Origin of the sequence: Flavobacterium sp. KACC 22763, from assembly GCF_028736155.1 — a bacterium.
Taxonomy (GTDB): Bacteria; Bacteroidota; Bacteroidia; order Flavobacteriales; family Flavobacteriaceae; genus Flavobacterium.
In genome coordinates, this window is the sequence record NZ_CP117879.1 from 2760235 (window position 1) to 2775488 (window position 15254).

General features: G+C 34.0%; 8 protein-coding genes. 7 read left to right on the plus strand and 1 reads right to left on the minus strand.

The genetic code is table 11. The annotated features are described in order from the left end of the window. Positions 1–103: 103 nt before the first annotated feature. On the minus strand, positions 104–2023 hold the full coding sequence (locus PQ463_RS11060; protein WP_274257897.1) for an SPFH domain-containing protein: 1920 nt from the start codon (positions 2021–2023) through the stop codon (positions 104–106). Between the two features lie 630 nt (positions 2024–2653). Between PQ463_RS11060 and truA the strand changes: the two genes are divergently transcribed. The 7 genes from truA (at position 2654) to PQ463_RS11095 (ending at position 15162) form a co-directional block, all read left to right on the plus strand. Further along, positions 2654–3388, plus strand: coding sequence for a tRNA pseudouridine(38-40) synthase TruA (truA, locus tag PQ463_RS11065; RefSeq protein ID WP_274257899.1), 735 nt, complete (start codon positions 2654–2656; stop codon positions 3386–3388). Positions 3389–3539: 151 nt separating this feature from the next. Further along, entirely contained in the window at positions 3540–5294 is a 1755-nt protein-coding gene (locus PQ463_RS11070) for an ABC transporter ATP-binding protein (protein ID WP_274257901.1), read from the plus strand. A 16-nt stretch (positions 5295–5310) separates the two neighbouring features. Beyond that, positions 5311–6888 carry a sensor histidine kinase gene (locus PQ463_RS11075; RefSeq protein ID WP_274257903.1) on the plus strand — a complete coding sequence of 526 codons (1578 nt, stop codon included), beginning with the start codon at positions 5311–5313 and terminating at the stop codon, positions 6886–6888. Positions 6889–6974: 86 nt separating this feature from the next. Beyond that, entirely contained in the window at positions 6975–9572 is a 2598-nt protein-coding gene (locus PQ463_RS11080; protein WP_274257904.1) for a zinc-dependent metalloprotease, read from the plus strand. 16 nt (positions 9573–9588) lie between these two features. Then, positions 9589–12927 carry a SusC/RagA family TonB-linked outer membrane protein gene (locus tag PQ463_RS11085; RefSeq protein WP_274257906.1) on the plus strand — a complete coding sequence of 1113 codons (3339 nt, stop codon included), beginning with the start codon at positions 9589–9591 and terminating at the stop codon, positions 12925–12927. Positions 12928–12939: 12 nt separating this feature from the next. Continuing rightward, a complete protein-coding gene (locus PQ463_RS11090; RefSeq protein ID WP_274257908.1) occupies positions 12940–14259 on the plus strand; it encodes a RagB/SusD family nutrient uptake outer membrane protein in 1320 nt (439 codons plus the stop codon). A gap of 138 nt (positions 14260–14397) precedes the next feature. Continuing rightward, a complete protein-coding gene (locus PQ463_RS11095; RefSeq protein WP_274257909.1) occupies positions 14398–15162 on the plus strand; it encodes a LytR/AlgR family response regulator transcription factor in 765 nt (254 codons plus the stop codon). Positions 15163–15254 lie beyond the last annotated feature (92 nt).

Below are 15254 nucleotides of genomic sequence, written 5' to 3' on the forward strand. Positions count from 1 at the left end.
TCTTTATAAACATAAAAAATCCGATCTGAAAAACAGATCGGATTTTTGTAAATTATTAGACCTGACAGGTTTTAGAGACCTGTCAGGTCTTTTGTGAGCTAATTTATTTCTTAGTATTTTGATTTTTACCTTCTTTCAATTCTTTGGTATCCATCATTTCCATCAATTTCAATCCCAATAAACCACTGATTGAACCATCAGAACCGCCGTTTCCTGAAATTAATACATCTGGAATTACTTTGATATTTCCTTTACCAATTTCTTCGGTTACTTTATAACGGGTAAAATTATCTCCGCCCATTGCGCTAACTTGTAATTGATATGCTTCTGCAGTAGATTTACCAATCGCCATAATTTTCTCCGCTTCAGCCAAACCAGTTTTTGAGATTTTTTCAGCTTCTGCACTTGCATTCAGTCTTGTTGCTTCAGCTTGTGCTCCTGCTCTTGCTTTTGTGGCTTCGGCTTCTGCACTTGCACGCATTTTTGTAGCTTCTGCTTCAGCATTTACATTCAGTTTTAAACTTGTTGCATCTCCTTCCGCTTTCTTAACAGTTGCATCTGCAGTACGTTGTGCGATTTCAACACTTTGCGAAGCTCGTACAATTTCTTTCTGCATATCAGCAATTGCCGTTTCTTTTTCCATTCCCTGACGCTGTTCTTGTGCCAATTTTTGGGTTTGATATGTTTTCTGCTCTTCTTCGGCCAATTTTCTGTCTGTCAAAGTTTTCATTAACGAATCTGGCGGAACAATATCTCCAATTAAGGTATCAACAGCATTTACGTTATATTCATCAAGAACTAATTTAATATGGTTTTTAGCCGATTCTTGACGTTCTTTTCTAGTTGTAAGGAACGAAATCACATCGCTGTCTTGAGCTGAGTTTCTAAAATAGTTACCAATTGTCGGTTCCAAAACCTGAGAAACTAAATTGTTCATACTTCCAAAACGTGCAATTACTTTTGGCGCTTCGGCCGCCGGAACGTGAATAATTTGTGCAACATCAAGATTGAAAGGGAAACCGTCTTTTGAACGAACTGTAATTGTAGATAAGTTTTTATCTAAATCATGCGATTCACTTCTAGCATTAGCCCAGTTTAAAACCAAGTTTGTTGTCGGAACAGGTTCTAGCTTAGTAGTATATTTATTCAAAGCATACTTTCCTGGCCCGAAAGGCTCCATCCAAACACCACGCTGTCCTTTTGAAACAATATTTCCGTGTTTAAAAGTGTCACCTGTTACGTCTTGCCCATCTTCTCCAATATAAGAAATTACAACTCCAACATAACCAATTGGCACATCTGTCATTGGGTTTTGCTCAATTAAAATTCCCCAAGTATTAATATAGTAAGAACCCGCTAACATAACCTGAGGCTGCAAACCACGATTTCCGCCATGCTCAAGGAATTTATCAAAATCCTGAAAATTGTTATGGCTATCTACAAATTTACCTGCAATCTGTCCTTGCGGAATTGGTTCACCATCTAGAGCTGTTACAATACCAATCATGTTTTCGTAAATCTTGATTTGATCTGTAATTACAATCTCAAACAAAAACGTATTGATACGATACGATCCAGTTGTAATAAAAGCAGTCTGACGTCCTTTTTGTCCGCCGTTGTCTAAAAATGCTGTTGCATCTTGAAAGTTGTCACTTTCTACTTTTCTAGCTAAGATTCTTCCTGTCGGAATTTCTTTTCCATCTTTACTTAAAACCAATCCAATTTTTCCTTCTGGAATTAATGTGAAACTAGTCATGTCAATTGAATACTGCCAAATCCACATTCCCCAATATAACCCCGGGGCAAGCGTTTTAGCCTGATAGCCCGCCTCGCCTTTTGTTGCTATAATTCGGCCGTCGGGCAATGATTTGTCTGCGCCAAACAAAACAAACTTTTTGGTTACTAAACCGATTTTATCCTCGGGAACAATCACCATTCCGAAGAAAACGCGCAAAATAAATTTGTAAAAAAGAATGGCAAATACAATTAAAAGTATCCACCAATAAGAGGTAATTTCATTCATAGTTTTTGATATTTAGTGATACAAACATAGGAGAAATATGAAATGTTAAAATGAAAAATTTTAAAATTTAACATTTAGAAATTTCTGACTAAAAAAATTAAAAAATAGTTTCAATTATATCGTTGGAATTGTCAATTTCTGACACGATTTTTAGCTGGGCAAACTATGATTTGCATTTTGGGTTTTAAAGGATTTTAACAAAGTTTCTGAAACGCTAAGATGCAATGGGACTAAGTTTTTGTTTTTAGATTTTATCGAAATAGATGTTTATTGATTTAAAATATATCAAAAACAGTATACCTATATATAAGTACAATTTTTCCAATCGGGCGTGAGACGCACTGCAGTGCGTCTCTACAGATATAAACAACCCAAAAACCTTTGTAACTTTGAACCTTTGTAACTTTGCCACTAAAAAAGTTAGACGCACTGCAGTACGTCTCTACAGATATAAACAACCCAAAAACCTCTGTTACTTTAAACCTTTGTAACTTTGCCACTAAAAAAGTTAGACGCACTGCAGTGCGTCTCTACAGATATAAACAACCCAAAAACCTCTGTTACTTTGAACCTTTGTAACTTTGCCACTAAAAATTGTACCTTTGCCACTCAGAACCTCTGTCCCTTAAAATGAGATATTTTATTCAATTCGCTTACAACGGAACACATTATCATGGCTGGCAAATACAGCCAAATGCTTCTTCAGTTCAGGAAACTTTAAATAAGGCTTTTTCGGTTTTATTAAATGAAACTATCAGCATTATGGGTGCTGGAAGAACGGATACTGGCGTGCACGCGAGTGAAATGTATGGTCATTTTGATACAGAAAAAACTCTTGATATTCCAATTTTGGTTTATAAATTGAATTCGTATTTGCCAAAAGACATTGCGATTTTTGATATTAAACTAGTTCACGATGATGCACACTGTCGTTTTGACGCAACAAAACGAACTTACGAATATCATATCAATACGGTTAAAAATCCGTTTTTACAGGAATTGAGCTGGTATGTGACGCAAAAACTAGATGTGGATTTGATGAATGAAGCGGCGCAATTATTATTGAAACATACCGATTTTCAGTGTTTTTCAAAAGTTAATACTGATGTAAACACATTTGATTGCACGATTTTTGAGGCGTTCTGGAAACAGGAAAACGGAAAACTGATTTTTACCATTTCGGCCAATCGTTTTTTAAGAAATATGGTTCGTTCCATTGTGGGAACTTTAATTAATATAGGATTGCACAAAATCACATTGGCAGATTTTGAAAATATTATTGCCAGCAAAAACAGAGAAAAAGCAGGGTTTTCTGTCCCAGCACATGGTTTATATTTAACCAATATTTATTACGATTACATTTAATAGCCCTGATTGAAGTGAAAAGCTTTTTTGAAAAAAATATAGTTTTTGTAATTTTTATGGAGCGACCAACGGAAGCTTTATAAAAATTAAACAAAAACATATTTTTGAGAAAAACTTGTAACGGAAAGCAGGAAACAGCTCCTAAAAATAAATGAAAGCAAAAGCATTCGACACAGGATTATTCAAACGAATTTTAAAATATACCCGCCCTTATAAATGGCGTTATTATGGCGTAATTATTTTTGCCATTTCGCTGTCCATTTTTGCTGCGCTCCGTCCTTACTTGCTTAAAGAAACAGTAGACGGCTACATCAAAACTCATGATAAAATGGGATTATTGATGTATATTATTTTAATGGGTGTAGTTCTACTGATGGAAGTTTTCTCTCAGTTTTACTTCGTCTATTGGGCCAACTGGCTCGGTCAGGATATTGTAAAAGATATTAGAACCAAACTTTTTCAGCACATTTTGAGTTTCAGAATGAAGTATTTCGATTTGGTTCCGGTGGGACAATTGGTTACAAGAGCCGTTTCGGATATTGAATCTATTGCTCGAATTTTCAGTCAGGGTTTGTTTATGATTATAAGTGACTTGATGAAAATGGTTGTGGTGTTGATTTTTATGTTTTACATGAACTGGAAACTGACTTGGATTGTGGTAATTGCTATGCCAATTTTGGTTTATGTTACAAGGATTTTCCAACGTAAAATGCAAGTTGCTTTTGAGGAAGTAAGAACTCAGATTGCCAACATGAACTCGTTTGTTCAGGAACGTGTAACGGGTATGAAAATCGTACAGCTTTTTAACCGTGAAAAAATCGAAGCCGAAAACTTCAAAGAAATCAACAACAAACATAGAGTAGCCTGGATTAAAACCATTTTATACAACTCTATTTTCTTCCCTATTGCCGATATTATTTCATCTATTACTTTAGGTTTAGTTGTCGTTTATGGTGGTTTTAGAATTTTGAACGGTGATCATTTTACGACTTTTGGAGATTTATTCTCCTACACCATGTTTATCGGAATGCTGTTTAATCCGTTAAGGCAAATTGCAGATAAATTTAACGAGATGCAATTAGGAATGATTGCTGCCAATCGTGTTTTTGATATTATCGACACGCAAGATCATATTCAAGATACGGGAACAATTGAAGCGCCAGTTTTTAACGGAAGAATTGACTTTAAAGATGTTCGTTTCAGTTATATTCCAGAAGAGGAAGTAATCAAAGGAATTGATTTATCGGTTTCGGCTGGACAGACTGTTGCTATTGTAGGTTCTACCGGTGCAGGAAAATCGACTATCATTAATTTATTGAATCGTTTTTACGAAATCAACAGCGGAACCATCTGTATTGATGGTGAAAACATCGAAAACTACACTTTGGCTTCTTTGAGAAAACAAATTGCTGTGGTTTTGCAAGATGTCTTTTTGTTTGCCGATACAATTTACAATAATATTACTTTGCACAATCCGGCAATTACGAGAGATAAAGTAATTGATGCTGCAAAGAAAATTGGTGTTCATGATTTTATTATGAACCTCCCAGATAATTATGATTTTGATGTAAAAGAGCGAGGCGTTATGCTTTCTTCTGGACAGCGTCAGCTTATTGCTTTTTTACGTTCTTATGTGAGTAATCCGAGTATTTTGATTTTGGATGAGGCCACTTCTTCGATTGATACGTATTCTGAAGAAATGATTCAGCGTGCAACAGAAACGATTACAAAAGGAAGAACTTCTATTATAATTGCACATAGATTAGCAACAATTGTAAATGCAGATAAAATTGTGGTGATGGATAAGGGATTGATTGTTGAACAAGGAACGCATCAGGAATTATTACTGAAAGCTGATGGTTACTATAAAAATTTATATGACTCGCAGTTTGCTGTGGCAAACTAAGTCATAATGTTACTTTTTGAAATTTAGATTAAAAAATATTACTTCTAGGCGTGCTTTTTTAATATACGTTGTTGTCTCGATTCTGATTACGGTTTCGTCGGTTTACATTCTGAGCAATCTGATTACAGATTTAACCGAAAAATCGAATGATGATATAGCAACGCGTAACTTCCTTAAAAAACAAGAATTCATGTCTGAAGAACTTTCGAAGTTCTTAGAACAGGAAAAAAAGATTGAACAAGTTCTAAAAATCAGCACTTCGGGAAACCTTGATAACAATTTAAAGCTTTTGTCTTCTCTTCAGGCAAATAATAAATTGATTGTGAATAATTGGTTTCAGATTAATGAAAACGCTATTCAATACGGCAATCCTTCTATTTCTAACGAAATTAAAAATGACATAAAAGCATTTCTTATTCAAAATGAAAATGCCAAACATCTCAGTGTAATTCTTCCGCAAGGAAAGGAATGGGTTTGGCGCATTTATTTTAAATTAGTTTCAGAAAGCAAAACTGTCGTAAAATATGGTTATGACATCAATCTGAGATTGCTTCATAGTTACATTTCTAAAATAGACAAAACAAAAACAGCTACTAACTACGCTTTTGTTTTTGATAAAAACGGAACCTGCATTTACCATCCCGAAATTGCTTTTCTTGGAAAAAATATCTTTAAGATTTCATCTCTTAATCCATCTGATACGATTTATAGTAAGAAACAAGATTTCGTCAAAAGAACAACTCTGTCTGAGTTCTTGCAGTTGGATGTTATTCGTTTTACTAAAAAACTGGATATCAAAAACTCAAACTGGTTTGTCTGCGTTAACGTTCCTAAAATGGTCGCTGACGAAAATGTAGCTTTGGTTAAAAAATATTCAACTTCGATTTATTCGATCACAACAGTAATGTTGCTTTTGATTTTTTATCTTTTCTCTTATGCCAACAGACGTGCTTACAGAGAAAAGGGAATTGTCATAAAAGAGAAAAATAAACTCTTGGTTGAGAATGAAAAAATCATCAAAGAAAAAGCTTTGATTCAGCTGCAACAATTAAAAGAGCAAATTAATCCACACTTTTTGTTCAATTCGCTCAATTCGCTTTATATGCTTATTGGAAGTGATATTAAAGTTGCGCAGAAATTTACTTTAAACCTATCTCGTATTTATCGTTATTTAATTGATCCGCCAGAAAAGAACATTGTTCCTTTGAAGGACGAATTATTATTTATCGAAAAATATATCTTTTTGCAGCAAACCCGTTTTAAAGAAGAGTTATTCTTTTCTATCGAAATTGAAAACCAAGCTGCATTAAACAAACACATCCCTTATCTTGCTTTTCAGATTGTGGTCGAAAATGCTATTAAGCATAATAGAGCCACACAGGAAAGTCCACTTACTACAAAAATCCTGATTAAAGAAAATCAGGTAATTATCAGCAACAATCTTCAAAAGAAATTGACTGCAGAACCGAGTACTAAATTTGGGTTAAATTACCTAAAGAGTATTTACAATTATTATTCAAAAACAGAATTTAATACATCAGAAAAAGATGGCTATTTTGTTTGTATTCTTCCATTAATATCCATTCACTCCTAAAAAAAAGCCACTCACTCCTTTTTGTTTTTTTTCCGAACTAAAATAAAATAGTTTCGGATCGAAAATTAACCTAAACTTAACATCTGATGAAGGAAAAATCATTCCTGCATAATTTGATAATATTTTGCATATCCTTATTACTATTATCGTCACTTACTGTTCATTCTCAAAAGAAGAAAAAAGACAAAAAAGAGGACAAAACTGAAATTAAAAAAGATTCTACCGATTCTAAAAAAGGTAAAAAATACGACGACCTTGTAAAAAAAGGTTCGATCAAAAAAGGACTCTTCAATGTCATTCAGGTAAAAACCGATGTTTATTTTGAAATTCAAGACAGTTTATTCCAAAGAGAGTTTTTAATTGTAAACAAATTATCTCAAGTTCCTTTTCAAGTAAACGAAGCTGGCTTAAACAAAGGAATGAATTATGAAAACAAAGTCATTAGTTTTTATAAAGATACAATTGCAAAGAAGGTTTGGGTAAAATCGTATGTTCCAAAAGTTTCTTCACCAAAAGAAGATGCGATTACACAATCGGTTCAAAATAATTTTGCAGAATCTATTATTGAAGTTTTTGATATTGAAACCAAAAACAACGATTCGACTTCTGTTGTTATTAAAGTAAATAAGATTTTTGACGGAAAACAAAAAAGCTTCAATGATGTTTTGAGCAACACTGGCATTGGAGGTTCTGTAAAATCTGATTTATCATATATAGAAGGTTTAAAAACTTTCCCAAAAAATATTGTAGTAAAATCGCAACTGACAACTTCTTACAGCGATGGCGCATCGTCATTACCAATTACGCTTGGTGTGACAAGTAATATTATTTTATTGGACAAAACTCCAATGAAACCACGTTTTTCTGATAAACGAATTGGTTTCTTTTCTGAAAAGCATTGGTATTTTACCGATGCACAGCAAGCAATGGTTGAAAAAGAACTTATTACACGCTGGAGATTAGAACCTAAAAAAGAAGACAAAGAAAAATATTTGAAAGGTGAATTAGTAGAGCCGAAAAAACCAATCGTTTATTACATCGATCCATCGACTCCAAAACAATGGAGAAAATACATTATTGATGGAGTACACGATTGGCAGGCAGCTTTTGAAAAAGCGGGTTTCAAAAACGCTATTATCGCAAAAGAACCTACTGATAAAGATTTGGATTTTGATATTGATGACGTGCGTTACTCTGTAATTACGTATGCTGCATCTCCAAAATCAAATGCAATGGGGCCATCTGTGGTTGACCCAAGAAGCGGTGAAATTATCGAAGCCGATATTATCTGGTGGCATAATGTAATGACGTCGCTTCAAAGCTGGATGCGCATCCAAACAGGACCAATTGATCCTAAAGCTAGAGAAAATAAATTTAGCGATGAACATATGGGAGAAGCAATTCGTTTTGTTTCGTCTCACGAAGTGGGTCATACTTTTGGTTTAAAACACAATATGGGTTCTTCTTTTGCTTATGATGTAGAATCATTACGTTCTAAAGAATTTACAGCAAAAATGGGAGGAACAGCTCCATCAATTATGGATTATGCGCGTTACAACTATGTAGCTCAGCCAGAAGACAATGTTACAGTAATTACTCCAAAAATTGGAGAATATGATAAATATGCTATAGAATGGGGTTACAGATGGTACTCGCCTAACGACAACGAAACAACAAAACTAAACGCCTTAATTACAAAACATCAAGATGACCCCATTTATTTTTATGGCGAACAGCAGGGAAATGTAATTGATCCTCGTTCTCAGTCTGAAGACTTAGGAAATGATGCTATGAAAGCAAGCGAATACGGTTTGAAGAACTTAAAGCGTGTTGTAGATAATATCTTAAACTGGACTTACGATAAAGATCAGTCTTACTATGAAACAGGTAAACTATATATTGGAGCTATTGGCCAATGGCAAACATACACTGACCATGTATTGGCTAATATTGGGGGTGTTTATTTAAATACAACGGTTCACGGCGATAACAAACAAAGTTATGTTCCGGTTCCTGCTGCAATGCAGAAAAGAGCTGCAGATTATTTAGTTAAAAATGTACTTACAATTCCGCAGTGGCTGTTTTTTAATGACATTTTAGAAAAAACAAATCCGTTGAAAGATTCTCCTTTTGGACCTTACGAATACACACCATATACAATGGCACGAGGATTACAATACGATGCAATGTATAGCTTATTCAGAGACGACCGTTTACTTCGAATGACAGAAAATGAATTGTATCAGCTAAATAAAACTAAAGAACCCGTTTTTACCGTAAATGATTTGTTTAAAAAAATACATCAAAACGTTTTTGCTGGAACAATTGCGAATAAATCGCTATCAATTCTGGAGCGTATGACACAAAAGAATTATGTAGATGTTTTAATTATTTCAACAAATAAATTATTTGAAAAAACAGAAGCGAAGAAATCAATCGAAATTCAGCAGACTTTAAGCATGCCGCATTTATGCAATTATTTAAATGATGCACATACAGCAAGAAATATCAATAATGCTTTTTTAAGTAGAGTTGCAGAAGTAACCTCAGATAAAAAAGGCGAATTAACAAAAGTCCTTCAATTATTAAAAACTAAAAAGAATACAGGAGACCAATCTACCCAAAACCATTACCGCGATTTGATCCAACGAATCGAAAAAGCCCTAAATAATACAACCTTTTAATACACAACCCAAAAACATGAAAAAAATTTTACAAGCCTTACTGCTGTTCCTGGCCATCGCAGGATACTCGCAGGAAACCCGAACCATCACGGGGATCATTCAAGATGCAGCAGATTCATCGCCAATTCCTGGCGCATCGATCTTCGTTGAGAATAATTCGATATCAAACAAAACCGCTATGGCAGGTATTATCCATAGTGAAGCAATTGGAACTACCTCAGATTTTGATGGTAAATTCAGCTTGAAAATCGCAAAAAACGTTACTACTTTGAGAGTTACTTTCATGGGATACAAATCGTATACTCTTGAATTATCAGCTCAAAAAGATTATACTATCGCCTTAAATTCTGAAACAGCAAAACTTCAAGAGGTTCTTATAACAGGTTATCAGAAAATTGAAAAAAGAAAGTTGACATCTGCTATTACAAAAGTAGATATGGCTTCTATTCAACAGACTGGTGTATCTAGCATTGACCAATTATTAATTGGACAAGTTGCCGGAGTTGCTGTTACTACTCCATCAGGAGCGCCAGGAGCTGCAGCAAAAATCAGAATTAGAGGTACTGCCTCTTTAAATGGAACACAAGACCCTTTATGGGTTTTAGACGGACTTCCGTTAGAGAACAATGATGTTCCAAAAAATTACGATAAAGAGAATATCGATTTATTAAGCAACTACTCTATTGCTGGTTTAAATCCAGATGACATTAAAGATATTACCATTTTAAAAGATGCTGCGGCTACCGCTATTTACGGCGCACGCGCTGCAAACGGAGTAATCGTTGTTACGACTAAAAAAGGAAGAAGCGGGAAAATGACCGTTAGCTTCAACACCAATACTTTTATTACTCAAAGACCAGAATTTTCAAAATTAAACTTAATGGATTCTAATCAGAAAGTTGATCTTGAACTTAATATGGCGAGCCGTGCAGATTTGACTTATAGAGACACCGGTGGTGATGTTGCTCGTATCCTAAATGGAGCGAATGAATTAGACGCATACAGAGCCGGTGGATTCTCTTCTTTGAGTCCGCAAACACAACAGTCAATCAATAACCTAAGAGGCATCAATACAAATTGGGGCAATTTATTATACCAAAACGCAATCAACACACAACACGGATTAAGTTTGTCTGGAGGTAGCGAAAGATCTGACTACTATTTCTCTTTAGGATACTACGACGAAAAAGGAACAACAATTGGAACAGGTCTTAAACGTTACAATTTAACTTTAAAAAACAGCTACGATATTACTGATAAATTTAAAGTGGGTGTAGGTATTTTTGGTTCAGACACTAAAACGACTTCTTACGTAACAGATACTGATGGTTTTACAAATCCTGCAAACTATTCAAGAAACGTAAATCCGTATCTTACGCCTTACAATGAAGATGGAAGTTATAAATACGATCCAGACATTGCGTCTTATTCTGATATTAAATTGCCTTTTAATTTCTTAGAAGAAAGAAACAATACTTCTTATGATTTAAAAACAAGAGCTATAAAAGCATTGCTTGATGCTGAGTATAAAATCACAAAAGATTTGAAAGTATCAAGCCAATTAGGTTTACAGCTGGATAATTCTTCTAGTGAAAAATTTGCTGGCAAGGAAACTTTTTACACTAGAAAACAAAAAGAAAAAACAAGCTATTATTCTGGAGGAGTTCAAAAGTATTTCCTTCCTGAAGGAGGTATTATTCAAAATACAAACACAGACTTTTTTCAGTACAACTTAAAAACAATGGTGAACTATTCTAAAACTTTAGGAGAGAAACACGAAATTGAAGTAATGGTTGGTAATGAATTAAGAAGAAATAAAAACACTACTATCTTGACAAGAGGTTTTGGTTATGACGAAAAGAATTTGACAACACAACAAATTATTTTCCCTAACTCAAATTCTGTTAATGACGCTATTTACAAAACATTCATAAAAACAGAAAAAGAAAATGCCTTTGCATCATTCTTTGCAACAGCGGCATACACTTACAATAGAAAATATAGCTTCTACGGAAGTGTTCGTTACGATGGTTCTGACTTATTTGGTGTAGACCCAAAATACAAATACTTGCCACTTTGGTCAACATCTGGATCTTGGTTAGTGTCTCAAGAAAACTTCTTAAAAGACAGCAAAACAATTTCTAACTTAAGACTTCGTGCTTCTTACGGTTTACAAGGTAATATTGACAAAAATACTTCTCCTTATGTAGTTGGAGAAAATAAAACTACTACGATTTTACCAGGACAGACAGAACCTATAATTGAGGTAACGACTCCACCAAACAGCAAATTGCGTTGGGAAAAAACAGAAAATACCAACTTAGGTTTTGATCTTGGTATGTTTAACAACCGTATTAGCATTGTAACTGATTTCTACGGAAGAAAAAGTACCGATTTAATTGGTATGAAAGCGCTTCCTTTAGAAAATGGTTTTGAATTTACCAATATGAACTGGGCGCAAGTAAGTAATAAAGGTTATGAAATTGCCTTGGCTACAAAAAACATCGACCGTCCTAATTTTAAATGGAATACTACAATTAATTTTGCTCATAACAAAAGTAACATTGACCGTTTAGAAATAAGAGACAACAGTTATTTGCCAAACCAAGAAGGTCATGCTGTAAACGCTGTTTTTGGATTTAAAACAAACGGAATCGACGAAAACGGTTACCCGTTATTTGTAAACAAAAAAGGAGAAACTGTAAATGCACAGACTTTCTTTGGTCTATTTGACCCTTATGCTGAATTCTTGCCTGGAGAAATTACTCAGTCAAGTTTAACGCCAGCAGAATTTAGAGATCTATTTGTTTACCTAGGAGACAAAGATCCTAAATTTACAGGAGGTCTTACAAACACATTTAAGGTTCGTAATTTTGATCTTACGATTGCAGCGTCATTCAATATCAAACAAACGGTTACCAAAACACCTCCTTATAACGGAACAATAGTAGACAGAGGACAGAATTATACAACTGATATTTTAAACGCTTGGTCACCAACCAACACTTCATCTAATTTACCAGGTATTACAAGTAAAAATTCTGGTACGGGAGATTCATGGATGGCGTACAGCTGGTTTTCTGGTGCAAATCAAATCAATACTTATAACTACTTAGATACTTGGGTTAGCGAAATGAGTTATATGAGATTGAGCAGTGTTCGTTTTGGTTATACATTCCCAAAAACATTCACAGATTACATCAATATTCAAAGTATTCGTTTAAATCTTGAAGCAAGAAACTTATTTGTGATAAGCTCAGATTACAAAGGTTATTTTGATCCTGAAACTTACGGAAACATTTATGCGCAGCCAGTTCCTAGATCATTTACTTTAGGACTTAATGTTACTTTCTAAAAACTAAAAAAGATGAAAAAATTCTCAAAATATATAACACTATTCGTTGCTGCTATTGCTCTTAGCAGCTGCGATGACTATCTGGACATTACTCCAGTAGGAAAAGTAATTCCAGAATCGCTAGAAGAATTTCGTGCAGTTCTAACCAAAGGATATGCTTCATATCCAGAGCACAAATCGTTGTCTACAGTTCGTACAGACGAATTGTTAATGAACGAAGACAACAGTGAAGTTTCTATTTATAAAGATATCTATTTATGGAAAGATGCAAATCCTGATAAAAGTACATTAGAATTTCACTATCAAGATTTATACAATGTCATTTTTTACACTAATGTTGTTATCAATGAAGCATCAAAAAAAGTAAAAGCATCTGAGGAAAAAGATCAACTATTAGGCGAAGCTTATGCTTTGAGAGCAATGGCAAACTTTGATTTGGTTAACCTTTTCGGAAAACCTTACAACGCTTCAACTGCAGCTACAGACAAAGGAATTCCGTTAGCTTTAGAAATTGACTTAGAACAAGTTTTTGTACCGCACAGTGTAGAAGCTGTTTACAATCAAATTATTTCTGACACTAAAGAAGCAGAGAAATTAATTAACATAAATAAACAGGCAACAGGATTAAACTATCGTTTCTCAAAAGTGGCTTTATTTAGTTTAGAAAGCCGTGTGTATTTGTATCAGCAGCAATGGCAAAAATCATTAGATGCTGCCAACAAAGCTTTAGAAATCAACAATACTTTAATTGATTTAAAAGCAACTCCTGTTCTGGCTACAAAATTTGACGGAAAAGAATCGATTTTAGCCCTTGAAGATGGATATATCGTCGGTATTCAAAGAGCTTCATTTGCTTCTCCAGATTTAATTGCAGCGTATAACAAAACAACAGATTTACGTTTCCCGCTTTATTTTTCAGCTAGCGGAAGCCGTTTCAAAATCCTAAAAGGAGGAAATGACAATCAAAAGTCATCTTTCAGAACTTCCGAATTGTATTTAACAAAAGCTGAAACCTTGCTGAAACTGGACAATATTAATGATGCTAAAGCAACAGTTTTAAATTTCATTAAAAACAGATATTCAGCTACTGGATACACACAGTTAGAAGGCGAAGTTAATGCGATGAATGCAGCAGATTTGACGAACTTTATTTACGAAGAAAGACATAGAGAATTTGCAGTTGAAGGTCACCGTTGGTTTGATTTAAGAAGAACAACTCAAAAACAAATCGTACATAAATTCTTGAGCACCGAAAGCACTTTAATACAAAATGATCCGCGTTATACCATTATTTATCCAGCAAACGCGAGATTGAATAATCCCAATCTATAATTTTACCTAAATTGTTTTTTTTAAGAGGTCTAGTTTTTATAGCTAGGCCTTTTTTTTATAAAATCAATACAACAAAATGCGCTCTTTATTGCGTATAAGAATTCCTGAATTTATCTTTGCATTATAAATATCTGCAAAATGAAAATTGCTATTGTCGAAGACGAACATCTTGCTTCCAGCTATCTAAAATCTATTTTAGAGCAGCAGGACGTTTTATCGATTGCAGCAATCAGCGTTTTAAAATCGGTAAAAGAAGCTGTCGCATTTTTTAGCGAAAACAAAGTAGACCTCGCTTTTATGGACATTCATTTGGGTGACGGAAAAAGTCTTGAAATCTTCGAAAAAGCAGATATCTCCTGCCCTGTTATTTTTGTAACCGCTTACGATTCTTATGCTATTTCGGTTTTCAAACATTTTACAATAGATTATCTTTTAAAACCATTTGAAGAAGAAGAATTATTGGAAGCCCTTCAGAAATTCAAAAAAATAAAAGACAGTTTTAACAGCAATTCCACGCTTCAATCTTTAGTTGCAATAGAAAACCCCGAAAGCAATAAAATACAGCGCCATTTCTTAGTAAATCACGGCTATAAAATGATTTCTATTAATGAAAACGAAATCACCTATTTTGCTGCGACTGGAAAGCATCTTTTTATTCACATAAAATCTGGAAACAGTTATTTGTACAACAGTACTTTGACAGAAATTATAAACAGTCTTGATCCATTTCGTTTTTTCAAAATAAACCGAAAATATATCGTTAGCCGAGACAGCATTAAAGAAGTTATAAAACATTCTAATCAGAAAGTTGAATTGGTCTTGACGGTTCCTGCAGCTGAATCTGATGCTATTTTCATCAGTAAAAAGGAAATCAACAACTTCAAAAACTGGCTAGATCAATAATTTAATAATTATTTAGCTATAAAATCACATTAATTTAAAAAACAGAAAAACTGCGTTTTTGATAAATTGTGATTTAAAATCCGACTAAAAAC